Below are 17,482 nucleotides of genomic sequence, written 5' to 3'. Positions count from 1 at the left end.
ACTCCGGCCACCGGAAAGTGCACAGCGGGCCATACAGTAGGCCGCATGCGGTTGCTGGTGCTCGGAGGAATCCGGTCCGGGAAGTCAGAAGTGGCGGAGGCGCTCGTCGCTGGGGCCGACAGGGTGCGCTACGTCGCGACGTCCCCCGAGACACCCGGCGGGACGCCGGACGCCGGCTGGTCGGCCCGGCTGGCCACGCACCGCGCCCGGCGACCGGAGAGCTGGCTGACCGAGGAGCTCGGCGCCGAGCCGGAGCGGCTGGCGGACCTGCTCACCGGCGCGAAGCCGGACGAGGTCGTCCTGGTGGACGACCTCGGCGGGTGGCTGACCGCGATCTACGACGGGGCCGGCGACTGGTCCGACCCGGCCACGGCCGACGCGCCGATCGGCGCCCTCGCCGACGCCGTGCGCGGCTGCCCGGCCGCGCTGCTGGTGCTCGTCGGGCCCGAGGTCGGCCTGGCGGTCCTGCCGGCGACCGACGCCGGCCGCACGTTCGCCGACGGCAGCGGCCTGCTCAACCAGCGGGTCGCCGCCGCCTGCGACGGCGTCGCCCTGGTCGTTGCCGGCGAGGTCAGCTGGCTGCGCGGCGGCGAGCTGGTCGGCAACGCGGGCAGCCGCGAGCAGACCGAGCCGCTCGCCGTGCCCGAGCCGCCCTTCGTCTTCGAGTCGGCCGGCGCCGGCTCCGTGCTGTCCACCGCCGACGGCGGCGACCTGCTGTCCTTCGCCCCCGGCCTGGAGCTGCCGCTGCCCGACGAGGCGGCCGCCGCGGAGGCCGCCGAGCGCCTGCTCACCCTGAAGCTCAACGGCGCCGGCCTGGGCGGCCTGGTGCCGGTCGTCCGGTTCGCCGGTGGCGTGCAGGGCCGGCCCGACCCGCGCCCGTTCCAGCAGCCCCGCGTCATCGTCCTGCGCGGCGACCGGTCCGGCGGGTTCGCGGCCGGCGACTCGGCCGGCGCCGCCGACCAGCGCCTCGATGACGTCGTGGAGGGCACCGGCACGATCGCGATGCTCGCCGCCACGGCCGGCGCGAGCGTGCAGGCGATCGACTGCCCGGAGGCCGGGCCGGCCGAGCTGCACGACGCGCTCGACGACGCGAGCGTCGACGCGGCGCTCACCCTCGGCTGGCGGCTCGCCGACGCCGCCGCCAACGAGGGCGTCGACCTGCTCGTGCTCGCCTCCTGCGGGGCCGGCTCCGACGCCGCCGCGGCGGCCGTCGTGGCGGTCCTCACCGGCGGCGAGCCGGCCGCGCTGCTCGGCCGGGTCACGAACGCGGCCGGGTTCGTCGACGACGCGGCCTGGATGCACAAGGTCGCCGCCGTCCGCGACGCCCGGCACCGCATCCGGGCCCGCAGCCGCGACCCGCACGCGATCCTGTCCATGCTCGGCGGCGGCGACCTCGCGGTCGCGGCCGGCCTGATCATCGGGGCCACGTCCCGCCGGCTGCCGGTCATGGTCGACGGCCCGGTCGGCATCGCCGCCGGGCTGGTCGCCCGCGACTACGGCGCGCAGACCCGGCACTGGCTGCTCATGCCCGACCACGGCGACAACCCGACCGTGAAGCTCGCCGCCGACGTGCTCGGCGTGACCCCGTTCCTGCAGCTCAAGCTCGGCCTGGGCGAGGGCGCGACGGCGCTGGCCGCGCTGCCGCTGGTGAACACCGCGCTGACCGTCGCCGCGGCCACCCCGGCCGCTCCCCCGCCGCCGCCCGACGAGCTCAGCGAGCAGGAGCGGATCGAGGCGGAGATCCAGCGGGTGGTGGCCGACTCGCCGACCGCGGAGATGCCGTACGTGAAACCCTCGTGGGAGGACTGAGGCTCGCCCTGACCCTGTTCACGGTCGCGCCCGTCCGGGCGGACCGGTTCGACCGCGCCACGGCCCGTGTGGCGATGGTCCTCGCCCCCGTGGTGGGTGGCCTGCTGGGCCTGGTCCTGGGCCTGCTGGGCTGGGCCCTGGCGACGCTGGGCGCGTCCCCCCTGCTGACGGCCGCGCTGCTGGTGGGGGCGGCGGTGCTGCTGACGCGGGCGCTGCACGTGGACGGCCTCGCGGACGTCGCGGACGGCCTGGGCTCCTACGCCCCGCCCGCCCGGGCGCTGGAGATCATGAAGAAGCCGGACATCGGGCCGTTCGGCGTGGCGGCGATCGTCCTCGTGCTCCTGGTGGACGCTGCCGCGCTCTCCGCCGTTGTTGCGGATACTTCCGATTTGTCGGTTGTTGCGCTCGTCGTGATCGCGTTCGCGGCGGGACGCCTCGCCGCGACCGTCGCCTGCCGGCGAGGGCTTCCGGCCGCGCGGCCCGAGGGACTGGGCGCGCTCGTCGCCGAGACCGTCCCGCTGCCCTTGGTGGTCGTTGCCGCGCTGGTCATCGCCGGGTTCGCCGTCCTCGCCGACCCGGTCCGCGGTCCGGTCGCGGTCGGCGTCGCCGTGATCGTCGCCTGGGGGCTCACCGCGCACGCCCGGCGGCGCTTCGGCGGGCTCACCGGAGACGTCGTCGGTGCGGCGGTCGAGCTCTCTACCATGGCCGCGCTCGTCGTGCTCGCGACGGGGTGAGGCCCCGCCGCCGGGGCGGGGCCTCAGCGGGGGGTCAGCGGACCGAGGACGGCACGAACGGGGGCTTCACCACGCGCACCTGGGAGCGGCGGCCGCGGACGTCCAGGGCGACCTCGTCGCCCTCGCCCACGCCCGACGCCGTGTCGATGAGCGCGAGCCCGATGCCGACCTTGCGGGTCGGCGAGAACGTGCCGCTCGTCACCTCCCCGATCGGGGTGTCCCCGGCGAGCACGGTCATGTGGGCCCGCGGGATGCCCCGGTCGAGGGCCTCGATCCCCCACAGCAGGCGCCGCGGCCCGGCCTCCTTCTCGGCGACGAGCGCCGCGCGGCCCCAGAACTCCGGCTTCTTCCAGCCCACCGCCCAGCCGGCGCGGGCCTGCACCGGGCTGATCTGCGCGGAGAGGTCCTGGCCGTGCAGCGGGTAGCCCATCTCGGTCCGCAGGGTGTCGCGGGCGGCCAGGCCGCACGGGCGGGCGCCGGCCTCGACGATCGCGTCCCACAGGGTGAGGGCGTCGTGCGACGGCACGACCAGCTCGTAGCCGTGCTCGCCGGTGTACCCGGTGCGGCAGACCACGACGTCGGTGCCCGCGTAGGCGGAGACGGTGAAGCTCATGTAGTCGTGGTCGGTCGGCAGGCCCAGCCCGCCGAGCAGCTCGGTCGAGCGGGGGCCCTGGACGGCCAGGACGGCGAACAGCTCGTGCTGGTCGACGACCGAGACGCCGTTCGGGGCGGCGGCGGTGAGCCGGCGGACCACCTCGGCGGTGTTGGCCGCGTTGGGGATGAGGAACACGTCGTCGTCGCCGAACCGGTACGCGATGAGGTCGTCCACCACGCCCCCGTCGTCGGCGAGGCACAGGGTGTACTGCGCCTGGCCCGCGGCGATGCGGTCGAGGTCGTTGCTGAGGCAGCGGTTCACGAACGCGGCGGCGCCCCGGCCGCGCACCCGGGCCTTGCCCAGGTGGGACACGTCGAACACGCCCACGTCCTCCCGGACGGCGCTGTGCTCCTTGAGCACGCCGCCCCCGGCGTATTCCAACGGCATCTCCCAGCCACCGAACGCCGCGAACTTGGCACCGAGCGCCGCATGACGGTGATACAACGCGGGGTGCCGCAAGGGTTGGGTCATGTCCGCAACCTATCGCGTTGGTTATCGTGTCCAGCACCCGATTCGGCGGCATGCTGAAGCTGCGGTGAACGCACCAAGACGACACCATCATTGATGTGGAGCCCGAGTGACCTCCCTGACCCTGGCCGACACCGACCCAGCCGAGCTCGCCGTCGACGCCGTCGTCATCGGCGTGTACGCCCACGAGGGCGGCGACGCCAAGCTGCTGCTCGCCCCCGGCGCCGAGCGCGTCGCCGCGGCGTTCAGCGACCGGCCGGGCGGCGGGCTGGCCGAGACCCTGCGCGTCCTCGGCGCGACCGGCGCCGTCGGCGAGGTGACGAAGCTCGCCGCGTTCGGCGCTGTCGCCGCGCCCGTGGTGGTGGCCGTCGGCCTCGGCCCGGAGCCGGCCGGTGCCGCCCCGGCGCCGGAGACGCTGCGGCGGGCGGCCGGCGCGGCGGCCCGGGCGCTGGCCGGGTCCGCCTCGGTCGCCCTGGTGCTGCCCGTGGCCGACCGGGACGGCGGGTCCGACGCCGGGGTGACCGCGGGCGTGCGTGCCGTGGCCGAGGGCGCGCTGCTGGGCGCGTACCGGTTCGCGGGGTACAAGACCAGGCCGGCCGCGGGACGCCGCGACCCGGTGCGCAAGGCCGTGGTGCACGTGCCCGACGCCGGCTCGAAGGCGGCGAAGGCGGCGCTCAAGCGCTCGGTGGCCGTGGCCGCGGCCGTGGCGCGCACCCGCGACTGGATCAACACCGCCCCCAACGAGCTGCGCCCGCCGCAGTTCGCCGACGCGGTGGCCGCGGCCGCCGGCGAGGCGTCGCTGTCGGTGTCCGTGCTCGACGAGAAGGCGCTCGCGAAGCAGGGGTACGGCGGCATCCTGGCCGTCGGCCTGGGGTCGGCCGCGGCGCCGCGGCTGGTGCGCATCGCCTACGAGCCGGCCGGCGCGACCCGGCGGGTGGCGCTCGTCGGCAAGGGCATCACGTTCGACACCGGCGGCGTGTCGATCAAGCCGGCGGCCGGCATGTGGGAGATGAAGTCCGACATGTCCGGTGCGGCGGCGGTCGCCGCGGCGATGATCGCGATCGCCCAGCTCAAGCCGAAGGTCGCCGTGGTCGGGTACGCCCCGATGGCCGAGAACATGGCGTCCGGGAGCGCCTACCGGCCGGGTGACGTCGTGTCGATGTACAACGGCAAGCAGGTCGAGGTGCTCAACACCGACGCCGAGGGGCGCATGATCCTGGGCGACGCCATCGCACGGGCCTGCGAGGACGAGCCCGACTACCTGTTCGAGGTGTCGACGCTCACCGGTGGCCAGGTCATCGCGCTCGGCAAGCGGATCTCCGGGGTCATGGGCACGCCCGAGCTGTGCGAGCGGGTCCGGGAGGCCGGCGAGCGCACCGGCGAGCCGATGTGGCCGATGCCGCTGCCCGAGGACGTCCGCAAGGGCATGGAGTCGGACGTGGCGGACATCTCACAGGTCAACGCGGGCATGGACCGGGCCGGTCACATGCTACAGGGCGGGGTCTTCCTGTCCGAGTTCGTGACCGAGGGCGTGCAGTGGACCCACATCGACATCGCCGGCCCCAGCTACCACGCCGGCGAGCCGTTCGGCTACTGGAGCAAGGGCGGCACCGGCGTGCCGGTGCGCACCCTGATCGACCTGGTCGAGGAGATCGCCGCCGAGCGGTAGCCTCAGGTACGGCCAGGAGCCGAAGGCCCCGGCCCAATGGAATCAGGTGGTGCGCTTGTTGCGCGCGTTGTAGTCGCGCATCCGCTGCGGATAGCCGACCAGCGCGGTGTCGTAGATGGGCATGCTCAGGCGGTGCGCGAACTGGCGCGCCGCCTGCGGGCTCTCCATGCGGCGACGGGTCCATTCGCCGTCATGGGCGATGAGCAGGAGTGTCGTCTCCGTCACGGTCGTGCGGGGCTCGATGAAGCCCTCGACGCCGCGGCGCGACCGCACGAACTCCTCGAGGTGAGCAAGATCCTCACGGCTCGCGGTGCGTCCACCGGCTGCCGGCCTGCGTCGGCGAAACCATGCCACGACCGCTCCTCCCCTACGAGTTGGCGACCAGCCTACGACGACGGCGCATGTTTGCAGTGTCCCAGTCGTCCGCCGTGGGGGCACCTACCGTCGCAGGCGGGCAGCGCAAGTGACAAGATGGCCAAGGATCGTCATGCGAAGGGCGAACCCCGCTATTCGCACCGCCACGGGTCACCGGGCCCGTGCATCACCTGGGAGAATTCGTGAGTGACCCACACGCCAACTCCTTCGACGTCCTGATCCTGGGCGGCGGCAGCGGCGGCTATGCGGCCGCGTTCCGCGCGGCGCAGCTCGGCCTCTCCGTCGCGCTGGTCGAGAAGGACAAGCTGGGCGGCACCTGCCTGCACCGCGGGTGCATCCCGACCAAGGCGCTCCTGCACGCCGGCGAGGTCGCCGACGCGGCGCGCGAGGCGGAGCAGTTCGGCATCCAGGCCAAGTTCAACGGCGTCGACATGAAGGCGGTCAACGCCTACAAGGACGGCGTGGTCACGAAGCTGTACAAGGGCCTGCAGGGCCTGGCCAAGGCGCGCAAGGTGCAGCTGATCGAGGGCGAGGGCCGCCTGGTGGCGCCCGGCGCCGTCGAGGTCGGCGGCACGCGGTATACGGCGAAGAACGTCGTGCTGGCCACCGGGTCGTATTCGAAGACCCTCCCGGGCCTGGTCGTCGACGGCGAGCGGGTCATCACCAGTGAGCACGCGCTGGGCCTCGACCACGTGCCGGCGTCGGCGGTGGTCCTCGGCGGCGGCGTCATCGGCTGCGAGTTCGCCAGCGCGTGGAAGTCGTTCGGCGTCGACGTGACGATCGTCGAGGCGCTCCCGCGGCTGCTTGCGGTCGAGGACGAGGCCAGCTCGAAGGCGCTGGAGCGGGCGTTCCGCAAGCGCGGCATCGCCTTCAAGGTGGGCAAGCCGTTCGAGGGCGTCGAGCGCACCGCGAACGGGGTCAAGGTCTCCATCCAGGGCGGCGAGACGATCGAGGCGGAGCTGCTGCTCGTCGCCGTCGGTCGCGGCCCGACGACCGCCAACCTCGGGTATGAGGAGCAGGGCATCAAGATGGAGCGCGGGTTCGTCCTCACCGACGAGCGGCTGCGCACCTCGGTGCCCGGCGTCTACGCCGTCGGCGACATCGTGCCGGGCGTCCAGCTCGCCCACCGCGGCTTCCAGCAGGGCATCTTCGTGGCCGAGGAGATCGCCGGCCAGCACCCGCAGCTGATCGACGAGGCGGGCATCCCCCGCGTGACGTATTCCGAGCCCGAGGTCGCCTCCGTCGGCCTCAACGAGTCGAAGGCCCGCGAGCTGCACGGCGACCAGGTCGAGACGGTGCAGTACGACCTCACCGGCAACGGCAAGAGCCAGATCCTCAAGACGGCCGGCTTCGTGAAGCTCATCCGGGTCAAGGACGGGCCGGTCGTCGGCGTCCACATGGTGGGTAGCCGGGTCAGCGAGCTCATCGGCGAGGCTCAGTTGATCTACAACTGGGAAGCGTTCCCGGGCGACGTCGCCCCGCTGGTGCACATGCACCCCACCCAGAACGAGGCTCTCGGTGAGGCGCACCTCGCGCTCGCCGGCAAGCCGCTCCACGTCCACTAAGAATCTTAGGAGTAGTTTCAGATGCCGGTATCGGTCACCATGCCCCGGCTGGGCGAGAGCGTCACCGAGGGCACCGTCACCCGCTGGTTGAAGCAGGAAGGCGACCAGGTCGAGGCCGACGAGCCGCTGCTCGAGGTCTCCACCGACAAGGTCGACACCGAGATCCCGTCGCCGGCGGCCGGCGTCCTCACCCGCATCGTGGTGCAGGAGGACGAGACCGCCGAGGTCGGCGCCGAGCTGGCCGTGATCGGCGACGGCGCGGAGGGCGGGGCCGGCGCGGCCGCGGCCACCGCACCGGCCGCCGAGGCGGAGCCGGAGCCCGCGCAGGAGCCGGAGCCCCAGGCCGCCCCCGAGCCCGAGCCGCAGGCCGCCGCGCCGCAGGCCACCGGTGGTGGCGAGGGCACCGCGGTGAAGATGCCGGCGCTCGGCGAGAGCGTCACCGAGGGCACCGTCACCCGCTGGTTGAAGCAGGTCGGCGACCAGGTCGAGGCCGACGAGCCGCTGCTCGAGGTCTCCACCGACAAGGTCGACACCGAGATCCCGTCGCCGGTCAGCGGCACGCTGCTGGAGATCAAGGTCCAGGAGGACGAGACCGTCGAGGTCGGCGCCGACCTGGCCGTGATCGGCGCCGCGGGTGGTGCCCCGGCCGCGGCCGCTCCCGCCAAGGCGGAGCCGAAGGCCGAGGCGCCCGCGCCGGCGCCGGCACCGGCACCCCAGCCGGCCGCCGCGCCGAAGGTCGCCGAGCCGCAGCCCGCGGCCACCGCCCCCGTCGAGACCGGCCCGGCGACCAACGTCACCGCGGGCGGCAACGGCAAGGTCGAGGGCGACGAGGCCGGCTACGTCACGCCGCTGGTCCGCAAGCTCGCCGCCGAGCACGGGGTCAACCTGGCCACGCTGTCCGGCACGGGCGTCGGCGGCCGCATCCGCAAGCAGGACGTCCTCGACGCCGCGGCCAAGGCCCAGGAGGCCGCGAAGGCCGCCGCGGCCCCGGCCGCCGCGCCCGCGGCTCCGGCGGCGGCCCCGAAGGCGCCGGCCCCCAAGGCGGCCCCGAGCCCGCTGCGCGGCCAGACCCAGAAGCTGACCCGCATGCGCGCGCTCATCGCCCGCCGCATGGTCGAGTCGCTGCAGATCTCGGCCCAGCTGACGACGGTCGTCGAGGTCGACGTCACCCGGGTCGCGAAGCTGCGGGAGCAGGCCAAGCAGCAGTTCCTCGCCACCCACGGCGTGAAGCTGTCGTTCCTGCCGTTCTTCGCCCTGGCGGCGGTCGAGGCCCTGCGGGTGCACCCGTCGGTGAACTCCTCGATCGACCTGGAGGCCGGCACCGTCACCTACCACGACGCCGAGCACCTGGGCATGGCGGTCGACACCGAGAAGGGCCTGATCGTCCCGGTCATCAAGCACGCGGGCGACCTCAACCTCGGCGGCCTGGCCAAGCGCATCGCCGACGTGGCCGACCGCACCCGCACCAACAGGCTCAACCCGGACGACATCACCGGCGGCACGTTCACGCTGACCAACACCGGCAGCCGCGGCGCGCTGTTCGACACGCCGATCATCAACCAGCCGCAGGTGGCCATCCTGGGCACCGGCGCGGTCGTGAAACGCGCGGTCGTCGTCAACGACCCCGAGCTCGGCGAGATCATCGCGCCGCGGTCGATGGTCTACCTCGCCCTGTCGTACGACCACCGCATCGTCGACGGCGCCGACGCCGCCCGCTTCCTCACCACGATGAAGGAGCGCCTGGAGGCCGGCAACTTCGAGGCCGACCTGGGCCTGTAGGGCCCCAACTCCCGATCGAGGGGACGTCCCGCCCGGTGCGGGGCGTCCCTTCGGCGTTTCCGGGAATGATGGAGCCATGCAGATCGTGATCGCGGGGGCGTCCGGGTTCCTCGGCAAGCGGCTGGTGCCGCACCTGCGCCGGGCCGGCCACGAGGTGACCCGGCTGGTCCGCCGGCCGCCGCGCGCCGCCGACGAGGCGCAGTGGGACCCGGTCGCCGAGGTCGTCGACGCAGCGCTGCTCGAGCGGGCCGACGCGGTGATCAACCTGGCCGGCGCCGGGGTCGGCGACCGCCGGTGGACCGCCGGGTACAAACGGGTCCTGGTCGACAGCCGGGTCGACAGCACGGGGACGCTCGCCCGGGCGATCGCGGCCGCCGAGCCGCGCCCGCGGGTGCTGCTCAACGCGTCGGGCGTCGGCTACTACGGCGACACCGGCGACCGCGCCGTGGACGAGCGCTCCCCCGGCGGCGACACGTTCCTCGCGGACCTGTGCAAGGTGTGGGAGGCCGCGACCGAGCCCGCCGAGGCGGCCGGGACGCGGGTCGCGGTGCTGCGCACGGGCCTGCCGCTGGCGCGGGACGGCGGATTGCTGCGCCCGTTGTACCTGCAGTTCCAGCTGTTCGGCGGCGGCCGGATGGGCAGCGGCCACCAGTACTGGCCGTGGATCTCCCTGCCGGACTGGCTGGAGGCCGTGGTGTTCCTGCTCGACCACGACGTCTCCGGGCCGGTCAACCTCACCGGCCCGGAGCCCGTCCGCAACGCGGAGTTCGCCGCCGCCCTCGCCGCCGAGTTGCACCGCCCGAACCTGCTCCCGGTGCCGGGCTTCGCGCTGCACGCGGTCGCGGGTGAGTTCGCGGGCGAGGCCCTGAGCAGCCAGCGGGTGCTCCCGGCGGTGCTCACCGAGCAGGGTTTCGTCTTCCGCCACCCGACGGTCCGCCAGGCCCTGGCGTGGGCGATCCGCGCCTGACCCCGTTCGCGCCGATCTTGCAGTTGTGGTGCCGTCAAACCCGGACATTCCCGGAGCGTCCTGGCACCACAACTGCAAGATCAACGCATTGTGTCAGCAGGTCGAGTCGGCGATCACCCAGTAGTTCGCGCCGGTCTGCTGCAGGCCGTGCGTGGTGAAGACGTTGTAGAGGCCCATGCTCTGGTTCGAGCCGTTGGCGTAGACGTAGCCGCCGGTCATGTGGGCCCGGCCGGCGGTGACGTGCGCGTAGTTCGAGGCGCGGACGCAAGGACCCGTGGTCGGGGTCGGGGACGCGGTCGGGGTCGGGGACGCCGTCGGCGAGGCCGTCGGGGACGCGGTGGGCGACGCCGTGCCGTTGTCGAGGCCCCAGTCCTTCGCCTGGTAGTACGAGGAGCAGATGGTGTCCTTGTAGTAGGTCCCGGCGGTGCCGCACTGCTCCGTCGCGCTGCCCGGGTCGACGGGCGTGGCGTGCGTCATGCCGGACACGAGGTACACCTTGACCTTGTCGCCGTAGTTGGACAGCGACGTGCCGCCGGGCAGCGACGCGGTCGAGGTCGGCGCCTGGGACACGCCGAGCACGTTGGTCCACTGGTCGCGCAGCTCGGTGGCGTTGGCCGGGGCGACCGTCGTGTCCGAGGTGCCGTGCCAGACGGCGACGGTCGGCCGGGCGCCGGAGTAGCCGGAGTACGCGGCCCGGACCAGGTCGCCCCACGCCGCCGGGGTCTTGTCGACGCCCGGGTTCATGCAGCTGTACGCGTTGAGCGTCGACGTCGCGCAGCGGTACGCGATCCCGGCCATGATGGCGCCGCCCGCGAAGACGTCGGGGTACGTGGCGAGCATCACGGCGGTCATCGCGCCGCCGGCGGAGAGGCCGGTGACGTAGACGCGGGAGGCGTCCACGCCGTAGTTGGCGACCGCGTAGTCGACCATCTGCTTGATCGACAGCGCCTCGCCCCCGCCGCGGGCGGTGTCGCCGGTCTCGAACCAGTTGAAGCAGCTCGTCGAGTTGTTGGCCGACTTCTGCTCGGGCAGGACCAGGGCGAACCTCCACAGGTCGGCGTACTTTCGCCAGCCCGCGTTCGTGAAGTAGTCGGTGGCGTTCTGGGTGCAGCCGTGCATCGCGACCACCAGCGGGGCGCCCGAGGGCATGCCGTCCGGCCGGTAGCTGTACATCGTGAGGTTGCCGGGGTTGGAGCCGAAGCTCGCGACGCTGGTCAGGCTGGCGGCGTAGGCGGGTGAGGCGGCGACGGAGAGTCCGGTCGCGGCCGCGACCACCGCGAGCAGCGGCAGGATCAGGCGCAACATCCGGGGCATGGCGGTGCCCTTTCCGAAGAGGGTGGAGTTGTGAGGAGCCCCACCGTAGGTGTGAACTTCGACGCATCGCTATGTCCGGAAGCCACACATTCCGGGCCTGGCCCATGAGCCCGCGGCCGGGGTTAGGCTGCTGGGGTGACCAGCACTCTTGGGCTACAGATCGTCAGGGCGGGGCTCGTCGACTACGAGGCCGCCCTTTCCGAGCAGCGGCGGATCCACGAGGCCGTCGCCGACGGCGCGCAATCCGACACGGTGCTGCTGCTGGAGCACCCCAGTGTCTACACGGCCGGCAAGCGGACGGAGCCGGCGGACCGGCCGTTCGACGGCACGCCGGTGGTCGACGTCGACCGCGGCGGCAAGATCACCTGGCACGGGCCGGGCCAGCTGGTGGGGTATCCGATCATCCGCCTCCCCGACCCGATCGACGTGGTCGCCTACGTGCGGCGGATGGAGCAGCTGCTCATCGACGTCTGCGCGGAGTTCGGGCTGGCGACGGTCCGGGTCGAGGGCCGCAGCGGCGTCTGGGTGCCGGCCGACGACCGCGGCCCCGACCGCAAGGTCGCCGCGATCGGGATCCGGGTGGCGCGCGGGGTGACCCTGCACGGGTTCGCGCTGAACGCCGACTGCGACCTCTCGCGGTACGACATCTTCGTCCCGTGCGGCATCCGGGACGCCGGCGTGACCTCGCTCTCCGCCGAGCTCGGCCGGGCCGTGCCGGTCGACGAGGTCCTGCCGGTCGTCGAGCGGCACCTCACGACGCTGTGCTGACCCGGTAGGCCACGACCGGGATGACCTCGGGGTCGACGTCGTCGAGCCGGTCCTCGTCCTCGTCGCAGCGGAAGCCGAACAGCGCGTGCATCGAGCGGCAGGTCAGGTCCTCGTCGCCGGCGTCCTCGAACGGCAGCGGCTCGCCCTCGTCCTCGCTCACCGCGGGGTCGGGGCAGACGCTGACCGCGCGCACGCGGGCGCCGTCGCGCCAGAGGCCGTAGCTACACCACCCGGCGTCGCCGTGCGCCGCGTGGAGGTACACGTTGCGCCGCTGCGTCGCCGACAGCACCACCGGGTCGAGCTCGGACGGCCGCCTCGGCGTCAGGTGCCAGCTGCAGACGAGGTCGAGGCCGGCGAAGCAGCCGACGTAGACCACGCCGGCCGGCGGGTTCAGCGCGTCGCGCAGCAGCTCGTCGCCGATCTCCTCGACGTCCGCCGCCGGGAACAGCCGCTCGGCGAGGGCTCTCGTGGCGGGCCTGTCCAGCACGGGACAGGCCCGGAGTACATCGATCGGGTTGCCGTCGGCGAAGACCACCAACGTGTCGTTCAGCGCCACAGCTGACGTGGTTACCGGACCGGAGTATTCAGAAACCTCGTGAACGTGACGTCAATCGCGTTCCCAGCGCTTGGGCAAGCACCCGGCGTAGTCTTCGTCAGGTGACCGCCGTTGTTCCCGAAGGTCGTCGTCTGCTGCGCATCGAGGCGCGAAACGCGGAGACGCCGATTGAGCGCAAGCCACCGTGGATCAAGGTCTCGGCGAAGATGGGACCCGAATACACGCATCTGCGGGGCCTCGTCCAGCGCGAGGGCCTCCACACGGTCTGCCAGGAAGCCGGCTGTCCCAACATCTACGAGTGCTGGGAAGACCGCGAGGCGACCTTCCTCATCGGCGGCGACCAATGCACGCGGCGTTGCGACTTCTGCCAGATCGACACCGGCAAGCCGGCCGAGTTCGACGCGGACGAGCCGCGCCGGGTGGCCGAGTCGGTGGCGACGATGGGGCTGAAGTACGCCACCGTGACCGGCGTCGCTCGCGACGACCTGCCCGACGGGGGCGCGTGGCTCTACGCGGAGACCGTCCGGCAGATCCACGGCCTGGTCGAGGGCTGCGGCGTCGAGCTGCTGATCCCCGACTTCAACGGCGACCCGAAGCTGCTCGCCGAGGTGTTCGCCGCCCGGCCCGAGGTGCTCGCGCACAACGTGGAGACGGTGCCGCGGATCTTCAAGCGGATCCGGCCCGCGTTCCGCTACGAGCGGTCCCTCGACGTGATCACGCAGGCCCGGGCCGCCGGGCTGGTCACCAAGTCGAACCTGATCCTCGGGCTCGGCGAGGAGCGCGACGAGGTCACCCAGGCGCTGCGGGACCTCCACGAGGCCGGGTGCGAGCTGGTGACGATCACGCAGTACCTCCGGCCGACGCCCCGCCACCACCCGGTCGAGCGGTGGGTGAAGCCCGAGGAGTTCGTCGAGCTTCGCGAGGAGGCCGAGCAGATCGGCTTCGCGGGCGTGCTCAGCGGGCCGCTGGTGCGCTCCTCCTACCGGGCCGGGCGGCTGTTCCGCCAGGCGCTGGACAGCCGGGCGCTGAAGGCTTGACCGCTTCCCACTAGACTCGGTGCTATGGCAAAGGCCCAGGAGCCGGAAAAGGTCGGGTTCTTCACCCGGCTGAAGCAGATCGGCATGGTGTTCTCGTTCACCGCGAAGCGCGACAAGCTCTTCCTGCCGCTGGTGATCACGGTGATCGCGGTGCCGCTCATCGTCGTCGGTGTCCTCTTCGGCATCGGCGTGCTGTCCTGGATCTGGCTGCCGATGGGCATCCTGCTGGCCCTGCTGGGCACGGTCATCGTGCTCAACCTCCGCTCGCAGAAGGCGATGATGAAGGAGGCCGAGGGCCAGCCCGGCGCGGCCGCCTCGATCATCGAGAACATGCGCGGCGACTGGCGGGTCACGCCCGCCGTGGCGTCCACGACGCAGTTCGACATGGTGCACCTGATCATCGGGCGCCCCGGCGTCATCCTCCTCGGCGAGGGCAACCCGAGCCGGGTCAAGGGCCTGATCAACCAGGAGCGCCGCCGGCTGGTCAAGGTGATCGGCAACGCCGACCTGCGCGACTTCATGATCGGCAACGAGGAGGGGCAGCTGCCCCTGGCCAAGCTGCGCAGCACGCTCGTCCGGCTGCCGCGCACGATCACCGGCAAGGACGTCAACGCCCTTGACAAGCGGCTCAAGGCCCTCTCGGCCCGCCCGCAGATGCCGCGCGGCGCGATGCCGAAGAACATGAAGCCGCCGAAGGGCGCCTTCAAGGCGATGCGCGGCCGCTAGGCCGTCACCACCACGGAGCCCGCGGCCTTGTCATGGAGGCCGCGCTGGTCCGCGTCCATGATCAGCGCGGTGACGAGCGGCAGCATCACGACGCCGCGCAGCAGCGCCCGCGGGACGCCCAGCGCGGTGCCTGTGGCCAGCGACACACAGCGGATCCGCATCAGCTTCATGCCGACGGTCTGCGTGAAGAAGCCGACGAACAGCGCGTACTCGACCACGAGGATGCCGGGGGCGAGCCACGGCTCGCGGACGGGGTCGGCGAAGGCGCCGGCGATGAGCAGGCACAGCAGCCAGTCGATGAGCAATGCGCCGAAGCGCCGCGTGAGCGGGGCCGGGGAGTGTTCCACGGCGGCTCAGCCTACCGAACAGACCGTCGTCGATGATCAGCCGAATGTCGGCCGACTCACCCCCTGTGAAACACAGCGGAAACAAATGGGACACGCATGGGCAATCGCACGGTTCTACGGTCGCGACCAACCAGCCAGCTTCACACTGAAGTGATCACCAGACTGGTTCTGCCTGCGACCTGGAGGACGAGTGTTCGCCAATTCTGACGAGCTGCTGCGATACGTGAAGGACGAGGGCGTCCGCTTCGTCGACGTTCGCTTCTGTGACCTGCCGGGTGTCATGCAGCACTTCAACGTCCCGGTGGAGTCGTTCGACGACAAGGTCTTCAGCGAGGGCCTCGCCTTCGACGGCTCGTCCATCCGTGGCTTCCAGGCGATCCACGAGTCGGACATGTTGCTGCTGCCGGACCCGACGTCGGCCTTCATCGACCCGTTCCGGGTCGAGAAGACCCTTGCGCTGAACTTCTTCATCCACGACCCGTTCACGCGCGAGGCCTACTCGCGTGACCCGCGCAACGTGGCGAAGAAGGCCGAGGCGTACCTCAAGTCGAGCGGCATCGCCGACACCGCCTACTTCGGCCCCGAGGCCGAGTTCTACATCTTCGACTCGATCCGCCACGAGACGTCGGCGAACCAGGCCTACTACTACATCGACTCGATCGAGGGCTGGTGGAACTCCGGCAAGGACGAGCCGGGCGGCAACCGGGGCTACAAGACTGCCTACAAGGGCGGCTACTTCCCGGTCCCGCCGGTCGACCACTACGCCGACCTGCGTGACCAGATCGTGCAGAAGCTGCTGGGCGCCGGCTTCGTCGTCGAGCGCTCGCACCACGAGGTCGGCACCGCCGGCCAGGCCGAGATCAACTACAAGTTCTCGACCCTGCTGCACTCCGGTGACCAGCTCCAGCTGTTCAAGTACATCGTGAAGAACACGGCGTGGGCCGCCGGCAAGACGGCGACCTTCATGCCGAAGCCGCTCTTCGGCGACAACGGCTCGGGCATGCACACGCACCAGTCGCTGTGGCTGGGTGGCGAGCCGCTGTTCTACGACGAGGCCGGCTACGGCGGCCTGTCGGACACGGCCCGCTGGTACATCGGCGGCCTGCTGCACCACGCCCCGTCGCTGCTCGCCTTCACCAACCCGACGGTCAACTCGTACCGCCGCCTGGTGCCGGGCTACGAGGCGCCGGTCAACCTGGTGTACTCGCAGCGCAACCGCTCCGCCTGCACCCGCATCCCGGTCACGGGCACCAACGCGAAGGCCAAGCGCGTCGAGTTCCGCGTCCCGGACCCGTCGGCGAACGTCTACCTCGCCTTCTCCGCGATGCTGATGGCCGGCCTGGACGGCATCAAGAACAAGATCGAGCCCCCGGCCCCGATCGACAAGGACCTGTACGACCTGCCGCCGGAGGAGGTCGCCAACGTCAAGCAGGTCCCCGGCTCGCTCGACGAGGTGCTGAACTCCCTGGAGGCCGACCACGGCTTCCTCCTGGAGGGCGGCGTGTTCACGCAGGACCTGGTGGACACGTGGGTCTCGTACAAGCGCGCCAACGAGGTCGACCCGGTGCGCCTGCGCCCGACCCCGCACGAGTTCGCGATGTACTACGACGTGTGACCTGCCCGGTCCCACAGGTACTGGCACGAGCGGCCCGCCCCGGCAACGGGGCGGGCCGCTCCGCGTTTCCAGCGTCGCAACTACGGTTCGTATCCCAAACCACTCGTCGAGTAATCGAGTGGAGGCGTCAATGCGGCGGATCGACGCTCCGCCGGTACGGTGTGACCATGGCTAGGAAGGCACGACCGGGCGTCATCGACGCCCGCTTCGAGCACGGCCTGCTCAACCTCGCGGAGGCAGGCCGCTACCTCGACGTGCCGCAGCGGACGTTCCACCGGTGGGCCCGTGGCTACGAGCGCGGCGAGCCGTTGCTGCACGTCCTGCCGGCCGATCGCGGCCCACTACCGGTCACGTTCATCGCCCTCGCCGAGGCCCACGTCCTCGACGCGCTCCGCGACGCCGGGGTCCGGCCGCACAAGATCCGTCCGGCCCTCGCCGCGCTGCAGAGCGAGTTCGGCCGCGACTACGTCCTGGTCGCCCCGGAGCTGGCGACCGACGGCATCGACGTGCTGTGGGACTTCGCGATGTCCGAGCCGGGTCAGGGCCTGATCGCCGGGGACACCGGCCAGCACGTGATCCGCGAGATCGTCGAGGACCAGATGTCGTACATCGCCTGGGACGACCGCGGATACCCCACCGAGTTGCAGCTGCGGCAGTGGCTGCCGGCGAAGGTGATCGTCAACGTGCACCGCTCGTTCGGCCAGCCGGTCTTCGCCGGCTCGGGCGCCCGGGTGTCGGACGTCGCGAGCATGACGAAGGCGGGCGAGAACGCTGAAACGGTCGCAGACGAGTTCGGCATCAGCATCAGCGACGTCCGGGCCGCCGCACGCATCCTCCTGGGCCGCGCCGCCTGAGTTCTACATCGACGAGAGCCTCGGCGGACGAACCGCGCTGCGGTACATCACCGGCCTCGGCTACCGCGTCCACAGCCCGGCCTCTGTGTTCGGCACCGACCGCCTGCAGCAGGGACTCGCCGACGAGCAGTGGTTGCCGGTGGTCGGCCGCAACGGCTGGACCGTTTTCGGACGTGACCAGCGCATTCTCGACCGCCCGCACGAGCTGGCGGCGTGGCTCGACGCGAAGATCCACATGTTCCTC

General features: G+C 72.1%; 17 protein-coding genes. 12 read left to right on the top strand and 5 right to left on the bottom strand.

The window, feature by feature from the left end:
* Positions 1–45 precede the first annotated feature (45 nt).
* Both IEZ31_RS39610 and cobS read left to right on the top strand, forming a co-directional pair.
* Entirely contained in the window at positions 46–1,809 is a 1,764-nt protein-coding gene (locus tag IEZ31_RS39610; RefSeq protein ID WP_190255251.1) for a bifunctional adenosylcobinamide kinase/adenosylcobinamide-phosphate guanylyltransferase, read from the top strand.
* Positions 1,797–2,543: an adenosylcobinamide-GDP ribazoletransferase gene (gene cobS / locus IEZ31_RS39605; RefSeq protein ID WP_190255250.1), complete on the top strand. Its 747-nt coding sequence runs from the start codon at positions 1,797–1,799 to the stop codon at positions 2,541–2,543. The genes IEZ31_RS39610 and cobS overlap by 13 nt, the downstream gene beginning before the upstream one ends.
* Before the next feature lie 34 nt (positions 2,544–2,577).
* On the opposite strand, the gene gcvT is transcribed toward cobS, so the two are convergent.
* A complete protein-coding gene (gene gcvT, locus IEZ31_RS39600; RefSeq protein WP_190255249.1) occupies positions 2,578–3,669 on the bottom strand; it encodes a glycine cleavage system aminomethyltransferase GcvT in 1,092 nt (363 codons plus the stop codon).
* 106 nt (positions 3,670–3,775) lie between these two features.
* On the opposite strand from gcvT, the gene IEZ31_RS39595 reads away from it, so the two are divergent.
* Positions 3,776–5,335 (top strand): leucyl aminopeptidase, encoded by a 1,560-nt coding sequence (locus IEZ31_RS39595; protein WP_190255248.1) that lies wholly within the window; start codon positions 3,776–3,778, stop codon positions 5,333–5,335.
* Positions 5,336–5,377: 42 nt separating this feature from the next.
* On the opposite strand, the gene IEZ31_RS39590 is transcribed toward IEZ31_RS39595, so the two are convergent.
* Complete coding sequence (locus IEZ31_RS39590; protein ID WP_190255247.1) at positions 5,378–5,689, bottom strand: hypothetical protein; 312 nt, start codon at positions 5,687–5,689, stop codon at positions 5,378–5,380.
* Positions 5,690–5,892: 203 nt separating this feature from the next.
* Between IEZ31_RS39590 and lpdA the strand changes: the two genes are divergently transcribed.
* The 3 genes from lpdA (at position 5,893) to IEZ31_RS39575 (ending at position 10,021) form a co-directional block, all read left to right on the top strand.
* Complete coding sequence (gene lpdA, locus IEZ31_RS39585) at positions 5,893–7,275, top strand: dihydrolipoyl dehydrogenase (RefSeq protein WP_190255246.1); 1,383 nt, start codon at positions 5,893–5,895, stop codon at positions 7,273–7,275.
* Positions 7,276–7,296: 21 nt separating this feature from the next.
* Entirely contained in the window at positions 7,297–9,054 is a 1,758-nt protein-coding gene (gene sucB / locus IEZ31_RS39580; RefSeq protein WP_190255245.1) for a 2-oxoglutarate dehydrogenase, E2 component, dihydrolipoamide succinyltransferase, read from the top strand.
* 76 nt (positions 9,055–9,130) lie between these two features.
* The gene (locus tag IEZ31_RS39575; protein WP_190255244.1) at positions 9,131–10,021 is read left to right on the top strand and encodes a TIGR01777 family oxidoreductase; all 891 of its coding nucleotides are present in this window, start codon (positions 9,131–9,133) and stop codon (positions 10,019–10,021) included.
* Positions 10,022–10,114: 93 nt separating this feature from the next.
* Here the strand turns inward: IEZ31_RS39575 and IEZ31_RS39570 are convergent, their stop codons facing one another.
* Entirely contained in the window at positions 10,115–11,335 is a 1,221-nt protein-coding gene (locus tag IEZ31_RS39570) for an extracellular catalytic domain type 1 short-chain-length polyhydroxyalkanoate depolymerase (RefSeq protein WP_190255243.1), read from the bottom strand.
* A gap of 135 nt (positions 11,336–11,470) precedes the next feature.
* Here IEZ31_RS39570 and lipB point away from each other — a divergent pair, with 135 nt between their 5' ends.
* Positions 11,471–12,103: a lipoyl(octanoyl) transferase LipB gene (gene lipB, locus IEZ31_RS39565; RefSeq protein ID WP_190255242.1), complete on the top strand. Its 633-nt coding sequence runs from the start codon at positions 11,471–11,473 to the stop codon at positions 12,101–12,103.
* Here lipB and IEZ31_RS39560 read toward each other — a convergent pair.
* A complete protein-coding gene (locus tag IEZ31_RS39560) occupies positions 12,087–12,659 on the bottom strand; it encodes a DUF6928 family protein (protein WP_190255241.1) in 573 nt (190 codons plus the stop codon). The genes lipB and IEZ31_RS39560 overlap by 17 nt on opposite strands.
* Before the next feature lie 101 nt (positions 12,660–12,760).
* On the opposite strand from IEZ31_RS39560, the gene lipA reads away from it, so the two are divergent.
* Complete coding sequence (gene lipA, locus IEZ31_RS39555; protein ID WP_190255240.1) at positions 12,761–13,696, top strand: lipoyl synthase; 936 nt, start codon at positions 12,761–12,763, stop codon at positions 13,694–13,696.
* A 24-nt stretch (positions 13,697–13,720) separates the two neighbouring features.
* Positions 13,721–14,422 (top strand): DUF4191 domain-containing protein, encoded by a 702-nt coding sequence (locus IEZ31_RS39550; protein ID WP_190255239.1) that lies wholly within the window; start codon positions 13,721–13,723, stop codon positions 14,420–14,422.
* Here the strand turns inward: IEZ31_RS39550 and IEZ31_RS39545 are convergent.
* Positions 14,419–14,769 (bottom strand): RDD family protein, encoded by a 351-nt coding sequence (locus tag IEZ31_RS39545; RefSeq protein WP_190255238.1) that lies wholly within the window; start codon positions 14,767–14,769, stop codon positions 14,419–14,421. The genes IEZ31_RS39550 and IEZ31_RS39545 overlap by 4 nt on opposite strands.
* Positions 14,770–14,959: 190 nt before the next feature.
* Between IEZ31_RS39545 and glnA the strand changes: the two genes are divergently transcribed.
* From glnA to IEZ31_RS59535, 3 genes are all read left to right on the top strand, one after another.
* Entirely contained in the window at positions 14,960–16,384 is a 1,425-nt protein-coding gene (glnA, locus tag IEZ31_RS39540) for a type I glutamate--ammonia ligase (protein WP_190255237.1), read from the top strand.
* A gap of 167 nt (positions 16,385–16,551) precedes the next feature.
* On the top strand, positions 16,552–17,238 hold the full coding sequence (locus tag IEZ31_RS39535; protein ID WP_190255236.1) for a DUF433 domain-containing protein: 687 nt from the start codon (positions 16,552–16,554) through the stop codon (positions 17,236–17,238).
* Positions 17,156–17,482, top strand: a 327-nt coding sequence (locus IEZ31_RS59535; RefSeq protein WP_373294757.1) for a PIN-like domain-containing protein, incomplete at its 3' end; no start/stop codon positions are given. The genes IEZ31_RS39535 and IEZ31_RS59535, both read left to right, overlap by 83 nt.

Origin of the sequence: Dactylosporangium sucinum (genome assembly GCF_014647515.1) — a bacterium.
GTDB classification, from domain to species: Bacteria; Actinomycetota; Actinomycetes; order Mycobacteriales; family Micromonosporaceae; genus Dactylosporangium; species Dactylosporangium sucinum.
Note: the sequence above shows the minus strand (reverse complement) of the source record. Positions and strands in the feature narration are given on the sequence as shown.

Coding starts and splice junctions, on each gene's coding strand:
- IEZ31_RS39610 (WP_190255251.1), top strand. CDS start 46: ATGCGGTTGCTGGTGCTCGGAGGAATCCGGTCCGGGAAGTCAGAAGTG.
- gcvT (WP_190255249.1), bottom strand. CDS start 3,669: ATGACCCAACCCTTGCGGCACCCCGCGTTGTATCACCGTCATGCGGCG.
- sucB (WP_190255245.1), top strand. CDS start 7,297: ATGCCGGTATCGGTCACCATGCCCCGGCTGGGCGAGAGCGTCACCGAG.
- IEZ31_RS39575 (WP_190255244.1), top strand. CDS start 9,131: ATGCAGATCGTGATCGCGGGGGCGTCCGGGTTCCTCGGCAAGCGGCTG.
- IEZ31_RS39570 (WP_190255243.1), bottom strand. CDS start 11,335: ATGCCCCGGATGTTGCGCCTGATCCTGCCGCTGCTCGCGGTGGTCGCG.
- IEZ31_RS39550 (WP_190255239.1), top strand. CDS start 13,721: ATGGCAAAGGCCCAGGAGCCGGAAAAGGTCGGGTTCTTCACCCGGCTG.
- IEZ31_RS39535 (WP_190255236.1), top strand. CDS start 16,552: ATGGCTAGGAAGGCACGACCGGGCGTCATCGACGCCCGCTTCGAGCAC.